Annotated in this window: 16 protein-coding genes, 1 rRNA gene and 1 pseudogene; 5 read left to right on the top strand and 13 right to left on the bottom strand. The window is 73.5% G+C overall.

Annotated features, from left to right (window positions below; all coding sequences use genetic code 11):
- Window positions 1–27: 27 nt before the first annotated feature.
- The 3 genes from SYYSPA8_RS17745 to SYYSPA8_RS17735 form a co-directional block, all read right to left on the bottom strand.
- The gene (locus SYYSPA8_RS17745; RefSeq protein WP_323448179.1) at window positions 28–2346 is read right to left on the bottom strand and encodes a tetratricopeptide repeat protein; all 2319 of its coding nucleotides are present in this window, start codon (window positions 2344–2346) and stop codon (window positions 28–30) included.
- A gap of 217 nt (window positions 2347–2563) precedes the next feature.
- Window positions 2564–3202 carry an NUDIX hydrolase gene (locus SYYSPA8_RS17740; RefSeq protein ID WP_323448178.1) on the bottom strand — a complete coding sequence of 213 codons (639 nt, stop codon included), beginning with the start codon at window positions 3200–3202 and terminating at the stop codon, window positions 2564–2566.
- A 128-nt stretch (window positions 3203–3330) separates the two neighbouring features.
- Window positions 3331–4980, bottom strand: a complete 1650-nt coding sequence (locus tag SYYSPA8_RS17735) for a CTP synthase (RefSeq protein ID WP_323448177.1) — start codon at window positions 4978–4980, stop codon at window positions 3331–3333.
- 488 nt (window positions 4981–5468) lie between these two features.
- On the opposite strand from SYYSPA8_RS17735, the gene SYYSPA8_RS17730 reads away from it, so the two are divergent.
- The 3 genes from SYYSPA8_RS17730 (at window position 5469) to SYYSPA8_RS17720 (ending at window position 10558) form a co-directional block, all read left to right on the top strand.
- Complete coding sequence (locus tag SYYSPA8_RS17730; protein ID WP_323448501.1) at window positions 5469–7271, top strand: glycoside hydrolase family 15 protein; 1803 nt, start codon at window positions 5469–5471, stop codon at window positions 7269–7271.
- A gap of 147 nt (window positions 7272–7418) precedes the next feature.
- A complete protein-coding gene (locus tag SYYSPA8_RS17725) occupies window positions 7419–8813 on the top strand; it encodes an FAD-binding oxidoreductase (RefSeq protein ID WP_323448176.1) in 1395 nt (464 codons plus the stop codon).
- 65 nt (window positions 8814–8878) lie between these two features.
- Window positions 8879–10558 (top strand): PucR family transcriptional regulator, encoded by a 1680-nt coding sequence (locus tag SYYSPA8_RS17720; protein ID WP_323448175.1) that lies wholly within the window; start codon window positions 8879–8881, stop codon window positions 10556–10558.
- A 309-nt stretch (window positions 10559–10867) separates the two neighbouring features.
- On the opposite strand, the gene SYYSPA8_RS17715 is transcribed toward SYYSPA8_RS17720, so the two are convergent.
- From SYYSPA8_RS17715 to SYYSPA8_RS17695, 5 genes are all read right to left on the bottom strand, one after another.
- A complete protein-coding gene (locus SYYSPA8_RS17715; RefSeq protein WP_323448174.1) occupies window positions 10868–11950 on the bottom strand; it encodes a glycosyltransferase family 4 protein in 1083 nt (360 codons plus the stop codon).
- 184 nt (window positions 11951–12134) lie between these two features.
- The gene (gene recN / locus SYYSPA8_RS17710) at window positions 12135–13877 is read right to left on the bottom strand and encodes a DNA repair protein RecN (protein ID WP_323448173.1); all 1743 of its coding nucleotides are present in this window, start codon (window positions 13875–13877) and stop codon (window positions 12135–12137) included.
- Window positions 13878–14098: 221 nt separating this feature from the next.
- Entirely contained in the window at window positions 14099–15013 is a 915-nt protein-coding gene (locus tag SYYSPA8_RS17705; RefSeq protein WP_323448172.1) for an NAD kinase, read from the bottom strand.
- A complete protein-coding gene (locus SYYSPA8_RS17700; RefSeq protein ID WP_323448171.1) occupies window positions 15010–15825 on the bottom strand; it encodes a TlyA family RNA methyltransferase in 816 nt (271 codons plus the stop codon). The genes SYYSPA8_RS17705 and SYYSPA8_RS17700 overlap by 4 nt, the downstream gene beginning before the upstream one ends.
- A 7-nt stretch (window positions 15826–15832) precedes the next feature.
- Window positions 15833–16099 carry a hypothetical protein gene (locus tag SYYSPA8_RS17695; protein WP_323448500.1) on the bottom strand — a complete coding sequence of 89 codons (267 nt, stop codon included), beginning with the start codon at window positions 16097–16099 and terminating at the stop codon, window positions 15833–15835.
- A gap of 192 nt (window positions 16100–16291) precedes the next feature.
- Between SYYSPA8_RS17695 and SYYSPA8_RS17690 the strand changes: the two genes are divergently transcribed.
- Window positions 16292–16639 carry an SCP2 sterol-binding domain-containing protein gene (locus tag SYYSPA8_RS17690; protein ID WP_323448170.1) on the top strand — a complete coding sequence of 116 codons (348 nt, stop codon included), beginning with the start codon at window positions 16292–16294 and terminating at the stop codon, window positions 16637–16639.
- A gap of 93 nt (window positions 16640–16732) precedes the next feature.
- Here SYYSPA8_RS17690 and SYYSPA8_RS17685 read toward each other — a convergent pair whose 3' ends face one another.
- Together SYYSPA8_RS17685 and SYYSPA8_RS17680 are read right to left on the bottom strand one after the other, a co-directional pair.
- The gene (locus SYYSPA8_RS17685; protein WP_323448169.1) at window positions 16733–17539 is read right to left on the bottom strand and encodes an ABC transporter ATP-binding protein; all 807 of its coding nucleotides are present in this window, start codon (window positions 17537–17539) and stop codon (window positions 16733–16735) included.
- 175 nt (window positions 17540–17714) lie between these two features.
- A complete protein-coding gene (locus tag SYYSPA8_RS17680) occupies window positions 17715–18743 on the bottom strand; it encodes an HAD hydrolase-like protein (protein ID WP_323448168.1) in 1029 nt (342 codons plus the stop codon).
- A 72-nt stretch (window positions 18744–18815) separates the two neighbouring features.
- Between SYYSPA8_RS17680 and SYYSPA8_RS17675 the strand changes: the two genes are divergently transcribed.
- Window positions 18816–20099, top strand: a complete 1284-nt coding sequence (locus SYYSPA8_RS17675; protein ID WP_323448167.1) for a DUF1015 domain-containing protein — start codon at window positions 18816–18818, stop codon at window positions 20097–20099.
- A gap of 50 nt (window positions 20100–20149) precedes the next feature.
- Here the strand turns inward: SYYSPA8_RS17675 and SYYSPA8_RS17670 are convergent, their stop codons facing one another.
- From SYYSPA8_RS17670 to rrf, 3 genes and pseudogenes are all read right to left on the bottom strand, one after another.
- Window positions 20150–20974 (bottom strand): tetratricopeptide repeat protein, encoded by an 825-nt coding sequence (locus SYYSPA8_RS17670; RefSeq protein ID WP_323448499.1) that lies wholly within the window; start codon window positions 20972–20974, stop codon window positions 20150–20152.
- A gap of 60 nt (window positions 20975–21034) precedes the next feature.
- Window positions 21035–21727, bottom strand: a pseudogene (locus SYYSPA8_RS38405) (hypothetical protein); the annotation flags it as partial.
- Between the two features lie 780 nt (window positions 21728–22507).
- Window positions 22508–22624, bottom strand: a 5S ribosomal RNA gene (rrf, locus tag SYYSPA8_RS17660).
- Between the last annotated feature and the right edge of the window lie 209 nt (window positions 22625–22833).

Below are 22833 nucleotides of genomic sequence, written 5' to 3'. Positions count from 1 at the left end.
AGACTCGCTGTCCAGCCTTACAAACAACTAATCTTCAGCGACGACACTACGGATTTCGCAGGCAGAACCACCCCTCCTACCTTCTTCCCCTGCTGTTGAGGGTGTCCCGCGCGGCGTCTCCCGGGGTGTTCCCCCTGTCTCCCGCAGGCCTCCGGCGCCCCGCGCGCCAGGGCTGTCACCCGGATCACCACCCTGCGGACCGGCCCCGCGCACGGCCCCAGCCATCTCCTCCGTTTTCCGTCGTCGTGGCTGTTCCTTCCGCTTCTTCGGATCTTCCGTTTCGATTCGGGCCCCGAGGTCGGTGCGTACGGGGCCCCCGGCACCGGCCGTGGGCAGGGGGGCCGCCGCGGCCGGTGGCTCCGGCAGCTCCGCGAGCATGCGCTCGGCGGTGCCCCGGTGCAGCCGGGCGGCGGCCGGGTCGCCCAGCCGCTCCCATGTGTCTGCCAGGCGGAGCTGAAGCGCGGCTTGCAGCCGCAGGTCGTCCGCGCGCCGGGCCCACTCCACGGCCTCCTGGCAGGTGCGCAGCGACTCCTGGGGGCGGCCGGCGTACTCCTGCACCCGGGCGGCCTCGCTCAGCGCCCGCGCCTGGGCCGCCAGGTCTCCGAGCCGGCGGTGGCCCGCGACGGATGCACGCCAGTGGCGCAGCGCCTCGCCGTAGCGGCCCGCGTAGGTGTGGACGGTGCCGAGCCGCCCGTACAGCCGTGCCTCGTCGGCGCGCTCCCCCCGGATCTGGCGCTCGACCAGGGCCCTGCCGTACCAGTCGGCGGCCCGGTTCCAGTCCCCCAGCTCCTGGTAGGCGCCGCCGACGGATTCCATCGCGCGGCCGGTGGCGTACGGGTCCCGGGCGGCGCGGCCCGCGTCGAGGGCGGCCCGGTAGCGGGCCAGGGCCTCCTGGGTGCGGCCGGTGCGCGCGTCGAGGTCGGCGAGGTTGAGCAGGGCGGCCGCGATCTCCCGGTGCAGCTGCCGGCGCTCGGCGACCGAGAGCACCATCCGGTGCAGGGCGTACAGCTCGGGCGCGGCGGCCTCGGTGCCCCGGTGCGCGGCCAGCGCCCGGACCAGTGCCGAGACCAGCCGCCGGGCCAGGGTGTCCAGCTCCCCGTCGGCGACGGCGGCCCGCACGGCCGCCAGCAGCGATCCCTGCCGGGTACGCAGCCACTCGGCCGCGGCGGCGGCGTCCGGGAAGCGCAGCCCGGCGGGGATGGCGTCGAGGATCTCCCCGGAGGAGGGCTCCCCCGGTTCGGCGACCGCCCGGCAGGCGTGCAGCCGGCGCACGGCCCGCTCCAGCATCCGCGCGCGGGCGAGCCGCACCTCCTCGGGTTTGTCGGCGCTGTCGCTGTAGGTGCGCAGCAGCGGGGCCAGGGCGCCCGGCACCCGGTAGCGGTCCCCCGCCGGGTGGAGCAGTCCGAGGGCCACGAACGTCTCCAGCGACTCCCGGGCCTGGGCCAGCGAGCAGCCGCCGATGGCGGAGGCGGTGTGCGCGCCGGCGATCCCGGCGGGGGCGAGGTGGAGCAGCCGCAGCAGACGGGCGGGCCCGGCCGGCAGCGAGTCGTACACCAGCCGGAAGGCGCGGGCCAGGGGCCGGGAGGCGCCGGGCGGGCCCTCGCCGTCGTCGGGCAGGGCGCGCAGTCGGCGGGTGGCGTCGGCGACGGAGAGGGAGGGGCGGGAGGCGAGCCAGCCGCCGACGAGGACGAGGGCCGCGGGCTGTCCGCCGCACTCCTCGGCGACGGATTCGGCGGCCTGCGGGTCGACGGTGACGCGCACGGACCCGGCGTACGCGGTGAGAAGTTCGATGGCGGCCTTGGGGTCCATGCCGCCGACGGTGCAGGGCCGGACGTCGGGGATGCCGGTGAGGGGTCCGCCGGAGACGGCGACGACCAGGCAGTCGGGGGTGTCGGGGAGCAGCGGGTCGACGTGTTCGGCGTCGGCGGCGTCGTCGAGGAGGAGGATCGCCCTGCGGCCGGTGAACGCCTTGCGGACCAGGTGGGACAGTTCGTCGGCGTCGGCGCCCGGGGGGCCCGCGACGCCGAGGGTGTCGAGCAGGTCGCGGGCGGTCTCCTCGGTGGGGATGCGGCGTCCGGTGGGTTCGGTGAGCCGGGCGCGCAGGAGTCCGTCGGGGTAATCGGGGGCGATCCGGGCGATCAGCCGCTCGGCGAGCGCGGTCCGTCCGGAGCCGGGCCGTCCGGCGATCAGGAGGACCCGGGCGCGGGGGGCCTTGCGGCCGGCGATGGTGTCCAGGCCCGCGCGTTCGATGTCGGCCCGCAGGGAGGCCAACTCCCGCTGCCGGCCGCAGAACTGACCCGGGGTCGCGCCGGCCCGGCCGCCCGAGTCCACCGCCTGATCCGTCACGGGCCACGCTCCCGTCCAGTCCGTGCGCCTGTCGAGCCCGCCGGGATTCCGTGCGGGCTGCGACGAGCGTAGTTCACTCTCTGCGACGAATTGGAAGGAGCGTGACCGTTATATCGCCTGATCGGATCAGTAGGATCGAAAGATCATCAGACTGATGGCGGTGTCCGGTCCCCGGGAATGCCCCGGGAGGCCTCCGAAGGGGCCGGGTACGGGGTCCTCAGGCCTGGAAGGGGCGGGCCGGCCAGGGCGCGTCCGCCGGGCGCAGCGCGTCGAAGCCGTCGCCGGCGAGCGCGGCGACCGCCGCGAGCACCCCCACCACCAGGCAGTTGTTGTGCAGTTCCCCGGCGAGCGCGCCACGGGTCAGCTCGGTCAGCGGCACCCGCGCCAGCTCCATGTCGGCCTCCTCCTCGGAGACGTCGAAGCGTTCGCCCTCGGCCGTCGACAGCTCCCGGGCGAGGAAGATCCGTACCGCCTCGTCGCAGCCGCCGGGGGTGGTGTAGACGTCGGTGAGCACCCGCCAGTCCTCGGCCTTGACGTGCGCCTCCTCGTACAGCTCGCGCTGGGCGGCGTGGAGCGGGTTCTCCCCCGGGACGTCGAGCAGTCCGGCCGGGATCTCCCACAGCTTCTGCCGGACGGGGTGGCGGTACTGGCGCAGCACGACCGCGCGGCCCTCGGTGTCGAGGGCGAGGACGGCGACGGAGCCGGGGTGGACCTGGTAGTCGCGGCGGACCACCTGGCCGTCGGGCATGACCACGTCGTCCGTGCGGACACTGGTCTTGTTGCCCCGGAAGGGGGTGGCGGTCGCGGTGATCCGCCATTCCTCGGGCGTGTCCTGAATCGGCGTGGGCGTGTCCATGTGCGCTGTCCTCCCGCGAAAAGTCGACCGGGGTACATGTCGTCAGATGGACATGTACCCCGGTCAACGGTAGCGCGTGGGAGGCGGTCGTCCGGCGGGCGCGGCGGCCCGGGCCGGACGACCCCGGCTCACTGGGCCGTCTTGCGCTCCACGGCGGCCTTCACCAGGCCGGCGAAGAGGGGGTGCGGCCGGGTCGGGCGGGAGCGCAGCTCCGGGTGGGCCTGCGTGGCGACGAGGTAGGGGTGCACCTCGCGCGGGTACTCCACGTACTCGACCAGCTTGTTGTCGGGGCTGGTGCCGGAGAAGACGATGCCCGCCTTCTTCTCCAGCTCGGCGCGGTAGGCGTTGTTCACCTCGTAGCGGTGGCGGTGGCGCTCCTCCACGTACGGCTGGTCGCCGTAGACCTCGCGGACGATGGAGCCCTCCGCGAGCTTGGCCGGGTAGAGGCCGAGGCGCATGGTGCCGCCGAGGTCGCCCGCGCCCTCCACGTACGCCAGCTGCTCCTCCATGGTGGAGATCACCGGGTGGGCGGTGGCGGCGTCGAACTCGGTCGAGTTGGCCTCGGGGATCGCGGCCAGGTTGCGGGCCGCCTCGATCACGATGCACTGGAGGCCCAGGCAGAGTCCGAGCAGCGGGATCCGGTTCTCCCGGGCGTACTGGATCGCGCCGACCTTGCCGCTGACGCCCCGGTCGCCGAAGCCGCCGGGGATGCAGATGGCGTCCACGTCGGAGAGCTGGCGGGCGGCGCCGGCCGCGGTCTTGCAGTCGTCGGAGGTGACCCACTTGACCTTGACCCTGGCGCGGTTGGCGAAGCCGCCCGCGCGCAGTGCCTCGGTCACCGACAGATAGGCGTCGGGCAGGTCGATGTACTTGCCGACGAGCGCGACGGTGACCTCGTGGTCGGGGTTGTGGACCCGGTCCAGCAGGTCGTCCCAGGTCGACCAGTCCACATCGCGGAAGGGCAGGTCCAGCTTGCGGACGACATAGGCGTCCAGGCCCTCGGTGTGGAGCACCTTGGGGATGTCGTAGATCGACTTGGCGTCGATCGCGGCGACCACGGCGGCCTCGTCCACGTCGCACATGAGGGAGATCTTGCGCTTGATGGCGACGGGCACGTCGCGGTCGGCGCGCAGCACGATGGCGTCGGGCTGGATGCCGATGTTGCGCAGCGCGGCCACGGAGTGCTGGGTGGGCTTGGTCTTCAGCTCGCCGGAGGGGCCGATGTAGGGCAGCAGCGAGATGTGGACGACGAAGACGTTGTCCCGGCCGACCTCGTGGCGGACCTGGCGGACGGTCTCCAGGAACGGCAGCGACTCGATGTCGCCGACGGTGCCGCCGACCTCGGTGATCACGACGTCGACGTCGTCGGTGGCCATGCGGCGGATGCGCTGCTTGATCTCGTTGGTGATGTGCGGGATGACCTGCACGGTGTCACCGAGGTACTCGCCGCGCCGCTCCTTGGCAATCACCTGGGAATAGACCTGCCCGGTGGTGACATTCGCGGAGCCGTCGAGGTCGACGTCGAGGAAGCGCTCGTAGTGGCCGATGTCCAGGTCGGTCTCGGCGCCGTCGTTGGTGACGAACACCTCGCCGTGCTGGAAGGGGTTCATCGTGCCGGGGTCGACGTTCAGGTAGGGGTCGAGCTTCTGCATCGTGACCTTGAGCCCCCGCGCCTTGAGCAGCGCGCCCAGGCTGGAGGCGGTCAGGCCCTTGCCGAGGGAGGAGGCGACACCCCCGGTGACGAAGATGTGCTTGGTCGTCATGGATTTGGGCGGCATCGCCAAAGGGGGGCTCCCGTGGTCGCGAAGGGGGTGAGAGGCTGCGTACCGGCGGTCCTCCCGGCGTTTCAGGGGGTGCCGTCGCTGCGGTTGCGGGGCTCCTGTTTGCGCACAGGCGTGCTCCCGGTCCACGGGATACCAGGGTATCAGCGACCGGGGGAGAGTGCTTCCGGCCACGCGCCCCGTGACTCCGTCGCGCGCCCACGTACCCCTCTCACCAGGGATTCACCCTTGGCTCACCCGTTCGGAGTAGACCGGTTGTCGAGACCGCCACGCGCGACGCTCCTGTGCGTCGTATCCTGCGGGCACTCGCTAAACAGAGGAACGCGCAGGGGCGCGCTCATCTGAGCAGGGTGGTGGTGGGAGACGGGTGACACAGGCCAAAAGCGACATCCCCGACATGAAACCGTGACCCAAGGCTCGTCGGCGACCCTTGCTCGCAGTAAGCGCCCCGAGGGGCGGACGTGGCTGTTCGACTGGAGATGCACGTGGCCGGGCGCATCGAGGATTACGCACTCATCGGAGACATGCAGACCGCAGCACTGGTCTGCCGGGACGGCACGGTCGACTGGCTGTGCCTGCCGCGCTTCGACTCGCATGCCGTCTTTGCCGGGCTGCTCGGCACCGAGGAGCACGGTTTCTGGAGGATGGGCCCCGCCCACCCCGAACACACCGAACCGCCGGCGGCCGACCGCCGGCGCTACCGAGGCGACTCCCTCATCCTGGAGTCGGAGTGGGACACACCGCGCGGCACGGTCCGGGTGACCGACTTCATGCCGCCGCGCGACGGAGCACCGCAGCTGATCCGGATCGTGGAGGGCGTCAGCGGGCGGGTGCCCATGCGCAACGCCCTGCGCATGCGTTTCAGCTATGGCCGGATCGTGCCGTGGGTGCACAAGGTCGACGGGCGCACCGTCGCCGTCGCGGGCCCGGACTCGGTCTGGCTGGACACCGAGGTCGAGACCCACGGCGAGCAGCTGACCACCTACTCCGACTTCACCATCGCCCCGGGGGAACGGCTCGCCTTCACCCTGAGCTGGCAGCCCTCGCACCACCAGCCGCCCGCCCTGCCGGAACCGGAGGCGTCGCTGACGGCCACCGAGGACTTCTGGCGCGACTGGGTCGACCAGTGTACGTACCACGGTCCCTACCGGGAGGCCGTGATCCGCTCGCTGATCACCCTCAAGGCCCTCACCTACGCCCCCACCGGCGGCATCGTCGCCGCGCCCACCACCTCCCTCCCGGAGGAGATCGGCGGCGTGCGGAACTGGGACTACCGCTACACCTGGCTGCGCGATGCCGCCATCACCCTCTCCTCGCTGCTGCGCACCGGCTACCGCGACGAGGCCCGCGCCTGGCGCGAGTGGCTGCTGCGGGCCGTCGCCGGCGACCCGGAGAACCTCCAGATCATGTACGGCATCGCCGGGGAGCGGGAGCTGGGCGAGACCGAGCTGGAGTGGCTGCCCGGATACGAGAACTCGGGCCCGGTCCGCGTCGGCAACGGCGCCGCCGGCCAGCTCCAGCTCGATGTGTACGGCGAGGTCACCGAGGCCCTGCACCTGGCCCATATGACCGGGCTCGCCCGCAACGACTACGCGGCGCTGCTCCAGCTGAGGCTGATCCACTACCTGGAGCAGCACTGGATGGAGCCGGACGAGGGCATCTGGGAGGTGCGCGGCCCGCGCCGCCACTTCGTCCACTCCAAGGTGATGGCCTGGGTGGCCGTCGACCGCACGATCAAGCTGATCGAGGCCGGGGACGCCGACGGGCCGCTGGAGCGCTGGCGGGAGCTGCGGGACGACATCCACCGCGATGTCTGCGAGAAGGGGTACGACAAGGAGCGGAACACCTTCACCCAGTCCTACGGCTCCCGGGAGCTGGACGCGTCGCTGCTGCTCATCCCGCAGATGGGCTTTCTGCCGCCCGACGACAAGCGGGTCATCGGCACCATCGAGGCCATTCAGCGGGAGCTGTCCACGGAGGACGGCTTCATCCTGCGCTACCCGACGAGCGGCGAGGACGCCGGCGTCGACGGGCTCGCCGGTGACGAGGGCGCCTTCCTCGCCTGCTCGTTCTGGATGGCGGACGACCTGGCGATGATCGGGCGGGTGGACGAGGCCCGCCGGCTCTTCGAACGGCTGCTGGCGCTCCGCAACGACCTGGGGCTGCTGGCGGAGGAGTGGGACCCGAAGCTCCAGCGCCAGGTGGGGAACTTCCCGCAGGCGTTCAGCCACGTCCCGCTGATCGACACGGCGCTGCGGCTGACGGCGTCCGGGGCGTACGGGGGCTGACCGCCCCGATACGTTTCGTGGCCCGGCGGACCGGCCGGGCCACGGCACCACCGCCGGGAGCGGACGCACGGCTCTCCCCGAGCGGTCGCCCGCCCGGTCCGGGACTACGATGAGAAGGGTCCACAACGCCCTCCGAAGGGGGCCGTCATGGCGCCCCGGATCCTCCCACAGGCGGCGCTGACCGGCCTCCGCACCCGGCTGACCGGCACCGCGCTCGTCCCCGCCGACCCGGGTTACGACGAGGCCCGCACCGTCTTCAACGGCATGATCGACCGGCGGCCCGCCGTCGTCGTCCAGTGCGAGACCCCCGACGATGTCGTCCACGCCCTGCGCACCGCCCGGGAACACGGCCTGGAGATCGCCGTGCGCGGCGGAGGCCACAGCGTCGACGGTCTCGCCACCACCGACGGCGGACTCGTGGTGGACCTGCGCCGGATGCACAGCGTGCGCGTCGACCCCGAGCGGCGCACGGCCACCGTCGGCGGCGGCGCCACCTTCGCCCATCTCGACCGGGCGACCGAACCGTACGGCCTCGCCACCACCGGAGGCCGGGCCTCCACCATCGGCGTCGGCGGCTTCACCCTCGGCGGCGGCTCCGGCTGGCTGGAGCGGACGTACGGCCTCGGCTGCGACAACCTCCTCGCCGCCGACCTGGTCCTGGCGGGCGGGACGACCGCGCACACCGACGCCGACCACGAACCCGAGCTGTTCTGGGCCCTGCACGGCGGCGGCGGCAACTTCGGCGTCGCCACCTCCCTGACCCTGCGGCTCCACCCGCTGCCCGCGATGTCCGTGGTCCTGCTGATGACCGAGCCCGAGGACTCGCTCGACGCGCTGCTGGCCTACCGGGACCTCATGGCCGAGGCGCCCGACGAGGCCGGCGGCGCCGTGATCTATCTGACCGGGGCGCCCGAGGCCTTCGTCCCGGAGCCCCTGGTGGGCCGGATGGTCTGCGCCCTGCTCGTCACCTACGCCGGGACGGAGGCGCAGGCCCGCGCCACCGCCGCGCCCCTGTTCGGCCTGCGGCACGCCTCCGAGACGGTCGCCCGGCTCCCCTACGCCGACCTCCAGTGCATGCTGGACGACCCGCCGGGGCTGCGGAACCACTGGTCCGCCGAGTATCTGACCGGCCTCCCCGACGACGCCGCGTCCGTCTTCCGCACCCTCGCCGACTCCCTGCCCGTCCCCAGCGGCTCCCGGCACATCCTGTTCCCGATGGGCGGCGCGGTCGACCGGGCGCCCGACGACCTCCCGGTGCCCTGGCGGCACGCCCCCTGGGCGGTCCACCCCTTCGGCGTCTGGGAGAACCCGATCGACGACGGCCCCGGGCGGGGCTGGGTACGCGGCGTACGCGCGGCGATGCGGCCATGGGCGCTCGACGCGGTCCACCTCGACTTCATCGGCTCCGAGGGCGAGGAACGGGTGATCGCCTCCTACGGCGCGGACAACTACCGCCGGCTCGCACGGGTGAAGGCCGCGTACGACCCCGACAACCTCTTCCACCTCAACCACAACATCAGGCCCGCGCACAGCCCCGTCTGAACCCTGTCCGACCCTGTCCGACCCTGCCCGGTCCGCACCCGGGGACGATCTTGTACCGTCCGGACATGTCCGGACCCGATGAAGCGCGAGGCGGCAATTCCGTGGAGACCCGATCCGTGGAGACCCGAGGCGAACCCCAGGGCGGCATCACCGTACGCCGGGCACTCGAACTGCCCGGACTCCGCTCGGGCCTCCCCGAAGTCCTCACCGGAGCCGACCGGCTGCACCGCACCGTCCGCTGGGCGCACGCCGGCGAGGTCCCCCACATCGCCTCCCTCCTCAAGGGCGGCGAACTGCTCCTCACCACCGGCCTCGGCCTCGGCACCCGCCCCGCCGAACAGCGGGCCTTCGTCCACCGCCTCGCGGACCGGGGCATCGCCGCCCTCGTCGTGGAGCTGGGCCCCCGCTTCCCCCGGCTGCCGCCCGCGATCGTCGAAGCCGCCCGTACCGCCGGACTCCCCCTGGTCCAGCTCCACCGCGAGGTCCGCTTCGTCGCCGTGACCGAGGAGATCCACACCGAGATCGTCAACGGCCACTACGCCCTGCTGCGGCAGGCCGAGGACGTCCACCGCCGGTGCACCGATGCCCTCCTCGGCGGCGGCGGAGTCCCCCGGGTGCTGGGCGTCCTCGCCGACTTCACCGGCACGCCCGCCTTCCTGGAGACCCCGGAGGGCCGGCTGCTGTACGCGGCGGGCTGCCCGTCCGCCGCAGCCGACCCGCTCCAGATCTGGGACGGGCTGCGCGGACAGCGCGCCACCCGCGAGACCCCGCCCGCCGGGACCGTCGTCGTCGACATCCCCGGCGGCGGCCCCGGCACCACGGCGGTACGGGCCCGGCTGGTCCTCCCCGCCGTCGGCACACCGCCGCTGACGGTCCACCGGATGGCGGCGGAACGCGCCGCGGGACTCCTCGCGGTGGTCCTGATGCAGGCCCGCCAGGAGGAGGAGCTGGCGGCCCTGGGCCGGGGCGACTTCCTCACCGACCTCGCGGAGGGCCGCATCGCCGCCGACGACGCCCCCGCGCAGGCCCGCGTCCTCGGCTTCCGCCCCGGCGACGGACCGCTGCTCCCCGTGGTGATGCGGCTGTCACCGACGACACCGCCCGGCGGCTGGGCCCCGCTGGTCCGCGCCGCCACCGACGAACTGGCCGCCGTGGGCGTACCCGCGCTGCTCGGGGTGCGGCCCGTCGAGGGCCGGGTGCCGCTGCTCGTGGCGCTGCGCACCGAGGCCGAACGGGCCGGCGTCGCGGACCGGGTCGCCGCCGCCCTGCGGACCGGGGTCGCCCGCGCCGGCCTCGACCGCCCCGGCACGCACCCCCCGGTCGTCGTCATCGGCATGGCGGGCGGCTGGCCCACGGCGTCGGCGGGCCTCCGGCACGCCGCGGAGGCCGCGACCGCCGCCCAGGGACTCCCCGACCGCCCCTGGTACGACGCCCGCCGGCTGGACACCGAACTCCTGCTGTGGCGGCTGCGCGACCACCCCGACCTGGCGGCCTTCGTGGACCGCGCGATCGGCCCGCTGCGCGAGCACGACGCCACCGCCCGCCCGCCGCTGCTGCCGACCCTGGAGACGTATCTGACGCACGCGGGCCGCAAGGCGGAGACGGCCCGGGAACTCCATCTCAACCGGCAGACCCTCTACAACCGGCTCGCCCGGATCTCCGAACTCCTCGGCACCGACCTGGACGACCCCCAGACGGTCCTGGCCCTCACCCTGGCCCTGCACGCCCGCCGCCACGTCCCCTGACGGCCATCGCCGCCACCACAACCGGACCCGGACCACCCAGGGCCCCGTGGTGGTGCCCCTGCCCTTAACCCCACCCCTACCGACCGGGGGCCCCGCCGTCCGACAGCAGCCCTGTGCGGGCAGCCCGAGGCCCGAGCCCCGCCGGTCGGGGGCCTCGTCCCTGTTCGCCCCGGGGCCCGTGCGAGTGAGCCGACCGCCCCCGAACGGTCCTTCCGCCTCCATGCCTTGGCGGTGCCCTGCCGGCGGCTGCCCCTCGGACATCCCCGCACCGCACCGGTGCCTCAGCCCTCCGCCGCGCCGCCCGTCACCTCACCTCGACACCAGTTCGTCGTACACGCTCAGCACATGCGCGACGGTCTCGTCCTCCGTCTGCCACCCCGCCGCCTGCGCCCGGCCCCGCCGGATCAGTTCCGTGCGGTGCCGGTGGTCCGCCAGCAGTCCGGCGACCGCGACCGCCAGCGCGCCCCCGTCCCCGTACGGCACCAGCTCGGCGGCGTTGCCGACCAGCTCCGGCACTCCGCCCACGGCCGTCGCGACCAGCGGCACCCCTCGCCGCAGGGCCTCCTGCGCGAGTACGGAACGCGCCTCCCAGCGGCTGGGCAGCACGGCGATGTCGGCGGACCGGAGCAGCGGGGCGATGTCGTCGCAGCGGCCCAGGAGCCGCACCGGCAGGGCCTCCGCCGTGATGCGCCGCTCCAGGGCGGCCCGCTCCCGGCCCTCGCCCGCGATGGCCACCAGCGGTACGGGGTCCAGTTCCCGCCAGAGGGCCGCCGCGTCCAGGAGGGTCCCGTAGCCGCTGTCCGGTGTCAGCGCACCTGCCGCCAGCACCACGGGCCGTCCCACGGCGACCGGTACCGGTACGGGCCTGGACGGCTCCCCCGCCGGGGCGGGACCGCGCGGGGCGGCGGGTACGGCGAGGGGTGCCAGCCGGGCGTCCCGCGCGCCGTGCGTGCGGGCCCGGTCCACCAGTTCGGGGCAGGTCCCGAGGACGATCGCGGCGGCCCGCGCGGCCCGTCGTTCCAGGAGTCTCAGCACCCGGCCCCGCGCGCCGTCGTCGCTCGCCCGGGTGTGCCAGGTGACGACCAGCGGTATCCGCAGCCCGCTCAGGGCGAGGGCGCTGCGCACCGCCGCGTTCAGTCCGTGGGCGTGCACCAGGTCCGCCCCCGCGCAGACCGCGCGCAGGGTTCCCACCGCCGCCGGGTCGCCGCGCCGGGGCACGGGGGCGAAGTCGGCGCCGGAGCCGGGGAAGTCGTGGACCTCGTCCAGTTCGGGCGGGGCGCACACAGTCACCCGGACGCCCCGCGCCACCAGCCCCGAGGCCAGTGACCGGACGTGCGCGCTGCTGCCCGCGCTGCCGCCGCCCAGCACTTGGACCGTACGCAGCTGTGTCACCCGCCAAGGATGCCAGCCCGTACGCGCGTTCCGGGGCCGTCTCCATGCCCGTCCGGGGTCTCCGCACCCCTGGGATCACCCACATGGGTGAGCGGCGGGGCCGGAGGGCGCACCGGACGGCCCGCAGGACCCCCGGGCGGCCCGCTCACCGGGACGACGCCCGACCGCCCTGGGAGCGGATGTGCTACCCGTCGGCCCGTGCCGCCGCGAGCAGTTCCTCCGCGTGCGCCCGCGCCGTCTGCGAGTCCTCCTGCCCGGCGAGCATCCGGGACAGCTCCCGCACCCGGTCCTCGCCCTCCAGGACGGTGACCCCGCTGCGGGTCACGGAGCCGTCGTTCGTCTTCTCCACCAGCAGCTGACGGTCCGCGAACGCCGCCACCTGCGGCAGATGCGTCACGACCACCACCTGCGCGGTCTTGGCCAGCTTCGCCAGCCGGCGGCCGATCTCGACGGCCGCCCGCCCGCCGACGCCCGCGTCGACCTCGTCGAAGAGGTACGTCGGTACGGGGTCGGTGCCCGCGAAGACGACCTCCACCGCCAGCATCACCCGCGACAGCTCACCGCCGGACGCGCCCCGGGCGATCGGCCGTGCGGGCGCCCCCGGGTGCGGCGCGAGCAGCAGCTCGACCTCGTCGACGCCCTGCGGCCCGTACGCCACCGGCCGGCCGGCGACGGTCACGCCCTCCGGGTCCTCGGTCTGCCGGATCGCGAACGAGACCCGGGCGTGCGGCATCGCCAGCGACGCCAGCTCACCGGTGACCGCCCCGGCGAACCGCTCCGCTGCCTCCGTGCGCGCCTGGGTCACGGCCTCGGCCAGCGCGGACAGCTCGTCGCGGAGGGCGTCCCGCTCCACCGCCAGCTCGCCGATGCGGTCGTCGTCGCCGTCCAGTTCGGTGAGCCGGCCCGCGCCCTCCTCCGCCCAGTCGAGGACGTGGTCGACGCTCGGCCCGTACTTGCGGATCAGGCCGTTCAGGGCGGCCCGCCGGTCCTCGACGGCCGCCAGCCGCCTCGGGTCGGCGTCCAGCAGGTCCGCGTATCCGGCGAGTTCGCCCGCCACGTCGGCGAGGAGGATGGAGATCTCGCCCACCCGGTCGGCGAGCGCCGCCAGGGCCGGATCGTGGGAGCGGACGGTGTCCAGCGCCCGGCCCGCGCCCGCGACCAGCGTGGCCGCGTCGACGCCCTCCGGGTCCTCGGGGTCGCCCACGAGCGCGGTGTGCGCGAGCGTGGCGGCGGAGGCCAGGGCCTCCGCGTGTCCGAGCCGCTCGGCCTCGGCCGCCAGCTCCACGTCCTCGCCGGCGCGGGGCGCGACCGAGGCGATCTCCTCCAGCCCGAAGCGGAGCAGATCGGCCTCCTGGGCGCGCTCCCGGGCCCGGGTGGTGAGGGTGTCCAGCTCGCCGGTGACGGCCCGCAGCCGCCGGTAGGCGGCGGTGTACCGCTTCAGCGGCCCCGCGACGGCCTCGCCCGCGTACCGGTCCAGTGCCTGCCGCTGCCGCGCGGGCCGCAGCAGCCCCTGCTGATCGGTCTGGCCGTGGACGGCGACGAGGTCGTCGGCGAGTTCGGCGAGGACGCCCACGGGCACCGCCCGGCCGCCGACATGCGCCCGGGAGCGCCCCTCGGCCGATACGGTCCTGCTGATCAGCAGGGTGCCGTCCTCGCAGTCGGCGCCCGCTTCCTCGGCCCGCAGCGCGGCCGGGCCCCCGGGGGGCACCGCGATCCGGCCCTCCACCACCGCCGCCTTGGCGCCGATCCGCACCAGCGCCGGGTCGGCCCGGCCACCGAGCAGCAGCCCGAGGCTGGTGACGACCATGGTCTTGCCGGCTCCCGTCTCACCGGTCACCGCCGTGAAACCGGGGGACAGCTCGACGACAGCATCGTCGATGACCCCGAGCGACCGTATCCTCATCTCCTCCAACACGGACACGACCATACGAGGTTTCCGCCACGCGGCGCGACGCAGACCCGCCACGCCGCGCCCGGCGGGCGGCCCGGACCGCGCGCCAGGGGCCGCCACGGGCTCCGGCGCGGCCCCGCGGACGTCACCCGAACCGCTGACCGGCACCGTCCCCGCCGATCACGCGGGTGATCGCACGACAACGAAGCCGTCGACAACGAAGCGGTGACCGGAGGCGGCGGACAGCGGCCGCCCGGTCAGGACGGGGCGCCCCGCCAACCCGACACCGGCAGCGCGAACTTCGCCACCAGCCGGTCCGTGAACGACGCGTGGTGCAGCCGCGCCAGCCGCACCGGCACCGCGCCCCGGCGCACCTCCACCCGCGCCCCCGGCGGCAGCTCCATGGTCCGCCGCCCGTCGCACCACAGCACCCCGTGCGGGGTGTGCGGCTGCACCTCCACCGCCAGCACCGACGTCGGCGACGTCACCAGCGGCTTGGCGAACAGGGCGTGCGCGCTGATCGGCACCATCAGCAGCGCCTCCACCTCGGGCCACACCACCGGACCGCCCGCGGAGAACGCGTACGCCGTCGACCCGGTGGGCGTGGCGCACACGATGCCGTCGCAGCCGAACGCCGTCACCGGCCGGCCGTCGACCTCCAGGACGGCCTCCAGCATCCGCTCCGGCGACACCTTCTGCACGGCGGCCTCGTTCAGCGCCCAGTCCCGGTGCACGACATCGCCGTTGCTGCGGACGACGACGTCGATGGTCATCCGCTCCTCGACCTCGTACTCCCGGGTCACCACCCGGTCGACGACCTTGTCGAGGTCGTCGCGCTCGGCCTCGGCCAGGAAGCCGACCCGCCCCAGGTTGACGCCGAGCATCGGCACCCCGGAGGCACGCGCGAAGGCGGCGCCGCGCAGCAGCGTCCCGTCCCCGCCGAGCACGATCAGCAGTTCACAGCCTTCGAGGACATCGGGTGTCGCCTCGGCCACCGTCTCCACGGACGCGGGCAGCGGCAGGTCGACGGCCTCCGCCCGCAGCACCCGTACCCCGATACCGCACCGCAGCAGCCCCTGGACGACCAGTTCGGCGCTGCGGATCGCGGCCGGCCGCCCGGTGTGCGCGAGGAGGAAAACCCTGCGCTTCGATGTCTTTCCTTCTGTGGTCAACGAGGTCCCTCCGCCACTGCTCGGTCGACATCGGCCGGGTCGAGTTCGGGCCCCCCGGCCCTGAGCCACAGAAAGTATTCGACGTTTCCGGACGGACCGGGGAGCGGGCTGGCGGTGACTCCCAACACACCGAGCCCCAGCGCGGCCGCCTGCCCGGCCACCGTGCGCACCGCGTCCTTGCGCAACTCGGGGCTGCGCACGACGCCGCCGCTGCCAAGTCGCTCCTTGCCCACCTCGAACTGCGGCTTCACCATCAGCACCAGATCGGCGTCGGGGGCGGAGCAGCGCACCAGCGCGGGCAGCACCAGACCGAGCGGAATGAACGAGAGGTCCCCCACCACCAGGTCGGCCGGCTCGCCGCCGATCGCCTCCAGGGTCAGCTCCCGGACGTTGGTGCGGTCCTTGACGGTGACCCGCTCGTCGCTCTGGAGCGACCAGGCGAGCTGCCCGTAACCGACGTCGACGGCCACCACATGGGCCGCGCCGGCGCGCAGCAGCACATCGGTGAAACCGCCGGTCGAGGCACCGGCGTCCAGCGCCCGCCGGCCCTTCACGGCCAGTCCGCGGGGGACGAAGGCGTCCAGCGCGCCGGCGAGCTTGTGCCCGCCGCGCGAGACGTAGTCGGGGTCGTCCGCGTCGCCGGTGACGACGACGGCCGCGCTGGTCTCGACCTGGGTGGCCGACTTGGTGGCGACGGTTCCGCCGACGGTCACCCGCCCGGCGGCGATCAGCTGCGCCGCGTGCTCCCGTGAGCGGGCGAGGCTGCGGCGTACCAGTTCGGCGTCGAGACGGCGGCGGGCGGCTCCTGCCACGTGCGGTTCAGCTCCTGAGGTCGTACGGGGGTGAGGGGGTCGGGCCCGCCGGTGCGGGCACGGGTCCGGGGGGTGCGTCCAGCGCGTCCAGCACTTCGCGCAGTCCCCGGTGTACATCCTCGTACACCTCGGGATGGCCGTCCGCCGGGAGGTGGTCCGCGTCGGCCAGTCGCTCCAGGACGGAGTCCACCTGGGTGTCGCCGGTGGGGGCGGTCGCGACACCCAGGGGCGCGGGCCCGTCGGGAGCGGGCCCGTCGGGAGCGGCGGCGACCATCTCCGCACCCGTGCCTTCACCACCGTCACCGGTCGTGACCACGTCGGCGGCACCGTCCCCGGCGGTTCCGGTGACGAAAGCGGCCCCGGCGGCGGCATTCGCCCCGGATACCCCTTGTGTCCCCCCTGCGTCCGGCATCACATCGCTCATGCCCTGACGCTACCGCGAAGCCCTGCGGTACCGTCGATCACGATGGCGACGATGGACGAGTGCCGCAGCGCACTTCAGCGACTCAGCGACAAACTCACCCGCTCGGAGGGCGATGTCCGCGACGCGGCGGCTCTCGACAGATCACTCAGCTGCCACATCAGGGATCTGGACACCACCTTCACCGGGCGGCTCAAGGGCGGCACCATCACGGTGCTCGACACCCTGACGGGACCGCCCCGCGAAAAGGCGGAGATCCGGCTCGCGATGACGGGCGACGACCTGGTGGCCCTGGTCGACGGGGAGCTGGACTTCGCCCGCTCCTGGGCCTCCGGCCGGATCAAACTGGAAGCCGGCTTCCGCGACCTGCTGCGCCTGCGCAAACTGCTGTGACCCACCGCGGGCCGCTGTCGACCCGCTCCTGACCGCCGGAAGCCGGGATCCGGCCAGCACCCCGCAGACGTCCGAAAATACTCGAACGCCTCCTCAGCGCGGTCCGGGAACCCCGGCCTTCTTCCGCGCCACCGGCACCACCAGCGGCGTACCCGACTCGGGATCCTCGATGACCTGGCTGCGCACCCCGAAGACCTGCTCCACCAGCTCCGCCGTGACCACGTCCGCCGGCGCGCCCTCGGCCACCACCGCACCGTCGTGCAGCGCGATGAGGTGCGTGGCGTACCGGGCCGCCTGATTGAGGTCGTGGAGCACGGCGACCAGGGTCCGGCCCTGCGTCTCGTGCAGCTCCGCGCACAGATCCAGCACCTCCAGCTGATGCTGGATGTCCAGGAACGTCGTGGGCTCGTCCAGCAGCAGCAGCGGCGTCTGCTGCGCCAGCGCCATCGCGATCCACACCCGCTGCCGCTGCCCGCCCGAAAGCTCGTCGACATAGCGCTCCGCGAGCCCGGCCACCCCGGTCGCCGCCATCGACTCCCGCACGATCCGCTCGTCCTCCGGGGACCACTGCCGCAGCAGTCCCTGATGCGGGAACCGGCCCCGGGCCACCAGGTCCGCCACCGTGATCCCGTCGGGCGCGATGGACGACTGCGGCAGCAGCCCCAGCGTCCGCGCGACCTTCTTGGCGGGCATCGAGTGAAGGGCCTGTCCGTCCAGCAGCACCCGGCCCACGGTCGGCTTCAGCATCCGCGACAGCGCCCTCAGCAGCGTCGACTTGCCACAGGCGTTGGGGCCGACGATGACCGTGAAGGAGTTGTCGGGGATCTCCACCGACAGATTCTCGGCGATGACCCGCTGGTCATAGCGGAGAGTGACCGATTCCGCGGTGAGGCGCTGCATCGTGGGGTACTCCTGGATCGAGGGACGCCGGCCCGGGGAGGGCACGGGCGCGCTGGTCAGGACATCACGCGGGCCGGCGCACGATCGTCCGGTTCAAAGTTAGGCCACCCTATCCTCCCGCCGCGCCGCAGCCGTCCCGCGCCCCGCGCGGACCTCCCCGGGAGAGCCCTCCCCCTCACAACCCCAGCCGGGCCAGCGCCTTCCCCGGATCCAGCGTGCAGACCCCGTCACCGGCCTCCGTCCACGCCGCCGCGCACAGCGCCCGCAGCCCGTCCATCGCCTCCCCGTCACCCTCCAGGGCGAGTTCCCCACCGCGCGCCGACGCCGTCCACCCGCCGCACACAAAACCGGCCGCGAGCGCCGCCACCGCGGGCTGCGCCCGCAGCATCCCCCGCAGATCGGCGTCCACGTACGTCGGCCGGTGCTCCGGCGGCGCGGCCAGCAGCCCGGCCCCGTCGGTCACCCCCGTCAGCACCAGCAGCGAATCCACCCCGCCGTTGAACGCGCCCTCGATGTCGGTGTCCAGCCGGTCCCCCACCACCAGCGGCACCCGGGCACCCGTCCGCAGAATCGTCTCCCGGTGCATCGGCGGCAGCGGCTTCCCCGCCACCTGCGGCTCCGCACCCGTCGCGATCCGCACCACCTCCACGGCCGCCCCATTGCCGGGACCGATCCCCCGGGCCCCCGGAATCGTCAGATCCGTGTTGGACGCGAACCACGGCACCCCCCGCGCGATCGCGTAACACGCCTCCGCGAAACGGCCCCACGGCAGCTCCGGGCCCCCGTACCCCTGCACCACCGCCGCCGGATCGTCGTCCGCCGACTCCACGGGTACGAGCCCCCGTTCACGCAGCGCGACCCGCAGCCCCTCGCCACCGATCACCAGCACCCGCGACCCCGCCGGCACCTGCTCGGAGATCAACCGCGCGACAGCCTGCGCCGAGTTGATGACATCGGCCGGCTCCGTCGCCACCCCCAGCTCGGTGATGTGGGCCGCCACCGCCTCCGGGGGCCGCAGCGCGTTGTTCGTGACGTACGCCAGCCGCATCCCGCCGTCCCGCGCCGCGATCAACGACTCGACGGCGTACGGAATGGCCAGCCCGCCCGCGTACACCACGCCGTCCAGGTCCAGGAGCGCGGTGTCGTACGCCTCGCTCAGCACCCGCTCACTCGCACCCGGCCGGGTCCTGCTCCCCTGGTCCATCGGCTCCTGCCTCTCCGTAGCCCTGCACTCCCCCGATCATCGCTCATCGCCCGTCCCACATACGATGCACGGATGAACTGCGAAGTTCCCCCGGCCGACGATGACGACGGCCTGCGCCTGCTCCCCTTCCGCGGACTGCGCTACGTCCCCGAGCGGGTCGGCACGCTCGCCGCCGTGACCTCACCCCCGTACGACGTCGTCGTCCGGCCCGAGGGACTCGACGAGCTCGAATCGGCGCACCCCCACAACATCGTGCGCCTGATCCTGCCCCAGGCTGCCACCCCCGCCGAGCGCCACCGCAGGGCCGCCGACACCCTCACCCGCTGGCTCGCCGACGGCATCCTCGCCCAGGACCCCGAACCCGCGGTGTACGTGTACGAGCAGCGCCACACGGACGGCCTCCAGCGCGGAGTCATCGGCGCCCTCGCCCTCTCCGACCCCACCGAGGGGATCGTCCTCCCGCACGAGGACGTGATGCCCGAGATCGTCGCCGACCGCGCCGCCCTGATGAGCGCGACCGCCGCCAACCTGGAACCCCTGCTGCTCACCTACCGGGGCGGCGGGAACACCGGCACGGCGACCGTCGTGGACCGGACCGTGGAACGGGCCCCGCTGCTCGCCACCACCACCGAGGACGGCGTCGGCCACCGGCTCTGGGCCGTCACGGACCCGGCGGACCTCGCCGCGATCGGCACCGACCTCGCCACCCGCCAGGCCCTGATCGCCGACGGCCACCACCGCTGGGCCACCTATCTGCGGCTGCGCGCCGACCACCCGGGCCCCGGACCGTGGAACTTCGGCCTGGTCCTCCTCGTGGACACCGCCCGCTACCCGCTGCGGGTCCGCGCCATCCACCGGCTGCTGCACCAGCTGCCGGTCGCGGACGCACTGGCCGCGCTGGGGGACTCCTTCCGGGTCCGGCGGCTCGACGTCCCGCTCGCCGACGCCCTCGCCGCCCTCGCGGAGTCGGCCACCGTCGGCAACGCCTTCCTGCTCGCCGGCGACGGCTCGTTCCACCTCCTGGACCGGCCCGATCCCGCCCTGCTGGCCCGCACCGTCCCGGCCGACCGGCCGACGGCCTGGCGGACCCTGGACGCGGCCGTCCTGCACTCCACCCTCCTCGACTCCATCTGGCATGTCCCGGACACCCCGGAGCACATCGCGTACATCCACCACACGGACGCGGTCGTCACCCAGGCGGAACGCCACGGCGGTACGGCGGTCCTGATGCACCCCGTACGGGAGGACGTCGTCCGGGAACTGGCCCGGGAAGGCGTCACCATGCCCCGGAAGTCGACCTCGTTCGGCCCCAAACCGGCGACGGGCCTGGTCCTCAGAAGCCTGGACCGGGAATGACGAAAGGGCGGCCCCCGGATGGGGACCGCCCTTCATTCATCGGTTACGGCTCAGGCGTCCTTGCCGCCGTCGGCGCTGTCGCTCCCGCCGGCCTCTTCGCTCTTCTCGACCTCGACCTCGGCGACGTCAGTGTCGTTGTCGTCGTCGCTGTCCTCGTCGCGGTCCTCGTCGGTGTCGGCCGACTCGGTCACCACCACGGCGACGTCGTCGTCACCGGCTGCCTCGCCCGCCTCGTCGGCCTCGTCGAACGCGTCCACGAACTCGATGCCGTCCATCTCGGCCAGCCGGTCCGACGCGTCGGTCGACCCGTCCTTGTCCGCCTCCAGCGCCTTGGCGAACCACTCGCGCGCCTGGTCCTCACGGCCGGCGGCGAGCAGGGCGTCGGCGTACGCGTACCGCAGCCGCGCGGTCCACGGCTGGACGGAGCTGGAGGCCAGCTCCGAGCTCTGGAGCGTCACGATGGCGGCGTCGATCTGCCCCATGTCCCGCCGCGCCCCGGCCGCCACCAGGCGCATCTCGACCTGGCCGGCCTTGTCCAGCTTCTGCACCTCGGCCTCGCCGGCCATGGCGAGGGCCTTCTCGGGCCGCCCGAGCCCGCGCTCGCAGTCCGCCATGACGGGCCACAGCTCCACACCGCCGGTCATCCGCCGCGCCGCACGGAACTCCGCCAGCGCCTCGGTGTACCGCTGCGTCGCGTACGCGGCGAATCCCGCGGCCTCACGGACGGCGGCGACACGGGACGCGAGCCGCAGGGCGACCCGGGAGTAGCCGTACGCCTCCTCCGGCTCCTCGTCGATCAGCTTGGCGACCATGACGAGGTTGCGCGCGACATCCTCGGCGAGCCCCTTCGGGAGGCTCTGGAGTTCCTGCCGCACGTCCTGGTCGATCTCGTCACCGGTGACGTCGTCCGGGATCGGCAGCCGCTTGACCGGCTCGCGCTCGGGGCGGTCACGGTCGTCGCGGCGGAAGCCGCCACCCTGCCGGTCGTCACGGCGGCCGTAGCCGCCGCCACCGGAAGGCCGGCCGCCACGGTCGTCACGGGAGCCACGGTATCCACCGCGGTCGTCGTCGCGGCGGAACGACGGACGGTCGTCACGCCGGTCGTCACGCCGGTCATCACGGCGGAAGGACGGGCGCTCATCGCGCCGGTCGTCGCGCCGGAAGCCGCCGCCCTGGCGGTCGTCACGGCGGAAGCCACCGGAGCTGCTGGGGCGCTCGTCACGCCGGTCGTCCCGACGCGGACCACGGTCGTCATCACGACGGGGACCACGGTCGTCACGCCGATCGTCACGGGGACCACGGTATCCACCACGGTCGTCGTCGCGGCGGAAGGACGGACGGTCATCACGGCGGCCATAACCGCCGCCACCGCCGCTGCCGGAAGGCCGGCCACCACGGTCGTCACGCCGGTCGTCGCGAGGACCCCGGTATCCACCACGGTCGTCATCGCGACGGAACGACGGACGGTCGTCACGCCGGTCATCGCGACGGAAGCCGCCACCCTGGCTACCACCCTGACGGTCGTCACGGCGGAAGCCACCGCCCTGGCCGCCGCCCTGGCGGTCATCGCGACGGAAGCCACCGGAGCTGCCGCCGGGACGCTCGTCACGCCGGTCATCACGACGCGGACCACGGTCATCGCGCCGGTCGTCCCGACGGAAACCGCCACCCTGCCGGTCGTCGTCGCGGCGGAACGACGGACGGTCATCACGGCGGCCATAACCGCCGCCACCACCGCTGCCGGAAGGCCGGCCACCACGGTCGTCACGCCGGTCGTCGCGAGGACCCCGGTATCCACCACGGTCGTCATCACGACGGAAGGAGGGACGCTCGTCACGCCGGTCATCGCGACGGAAGCCGCCACCCTGGCTACCACCCTGACGGTCGTCGCGCCGGAAGCCGCCGCCCTGGCGGTCATCGCGGCGGAAGCCACCGGAGCTGCTGGGGCGCTCGTCACGCCGGTCGTCCCGACGCGGACCACGGTCGTCATCACGACGGGGACCACGGTCGTCACGCCGATCGTCACGGGGACCACGGTATCCACCACGGTCATCGTCACGACGGAACGACGGACGGTCATCACGGCGACCGTAACCGCCGCCACCGCTGCCGCCGCTGCCACTGCCGGAAGGCCGGCCACCACGGTCGTCACGGGAACCGCCACGGTACCCACCACGGTCGTCATCACGACGGGGACCACGGTATCCGCCCCGGTCACCGCCGTCCCTACGGCGCGGCTCGCGCTCCGAACGGTCGTCGGGAGAGTTGGTGGGCATCGTGATGACTCCTGTCTTGAGGTACTGCGGTCATTCTCGCGCAGCCGGCCCCCCGACGCGCTTCGAGAAAGAGAAAACAAAAAGGGACCCGTAATCCAGCGTGAACGCTGGACCACGGGTCCCTGAAATATTGTTCGGCGGCGTCCTACTCTCCCACAGGGTCCCCCCTGCAGTACCATCGGCGCTGAAAGGCTTAGCTTCCGGGTTCGGAATGTAACCGGGCGTTTCCCTAACGCTATAACCACCGAAACCCTATCGGTTTCGAGCGAACAAGCACACTCTTCAATTAAGTGGTTCTGCTCAAAACGGCAACGGTCGTTGCCTCAGAACTAACACAGTGGACGCGAGCAACTGAGGACAAGCCCTCGGCCTATTAGTACCAGTCAACTCCACCGGTCACCCGGCTTCCATATCTGGCCTATCAACCCAGTCGTCTACTGGGAGCCTTACCCCATCAA

This window comes from Streptomyces yaizuensis (assembly GCF_034961445.1).
GTDB lineage: Bacteria > Actinomycetota > Actinomycetes > Streptomycetales > Streptomycetaceae > Streptomyces > Streptomyces yaizuensis.
Note: the sequence above shows the minus strand (reverse complement) of the source record. Positions and strands in the feature narration are given on the sequence as shown.

Coding starts and splice junctions, on each gene's coding strand:
- SYYSPA8_RS17725 (WP_323448176.1), top strand. CDS start 7,419: ATGGCGCCCCGGATCCTCCCACAGGCGGCGCTGACCGGCCTCCGCACC.
- SYYSPA8_RS17720 (WP_323448175.1), top strand. CDS start 8,879: ATGTCCGGACCCGATGAAGCGCGAGGCGGCAATTCCGTGGAGACCCGA.
- SYYSPA8_RS17740 (WP_323448178.1), bottom strand. CDS start 3,202: ATGGACACGCCCACGCCGATTCAGGACACGCCCGAGGAATGGCGGATC.
- SYYSPA8_RS17695 (WP_323448500.1), bottom strand. CDS start 16,099: ATGGTCGCCGCCGCTCCCGACGGGCCCGCTCCCGACGGGCCCGCGCCC.
- recN (WP_323448173.1), bottom strand. CDS start 13,877: ATGGTCGTGTCCGTGTTGGAGGAGATGAGGATACGGTCGCTCGGGGTC.
- SYYSPA8_RS17680 (WP_323448168.1), bottom strand. CDS start 18,743: ATGGACCAGGGGAGCAGGACCCGGCCGGGTGCGAGTGAGCGGGTGCTG.
- SYYSPA8_RS17685 (WP_323448169.1), bottom strand. CDS start 17,539: ATGCAGCGCCTCACCGCGGAATCGGTCACTCTCCGCTATGACCAGCGG.
- SYYSPA8_RS17675 (WP_323448167.1), top strand. CDS start 18,816: ATGAACTGCGAAGTTCCCCCGGCCGACGATGACGACGGCCTGCGCCTG.
- SYYSPA8_RS17735 (WP_323448177.1), bottom strand. CDS start 4,980: ATGCCGCCCAAATCCATGACGACCAAGCACATCTTCGTCACCGGGGGT.
- SYYSPA8_RS17690 (WP_323448170.1), top strand. CDS start 16,292: ATGGCGACGATGGACGAGTGCCGCAGCGCACTTCAGCGACTCAGCGAC.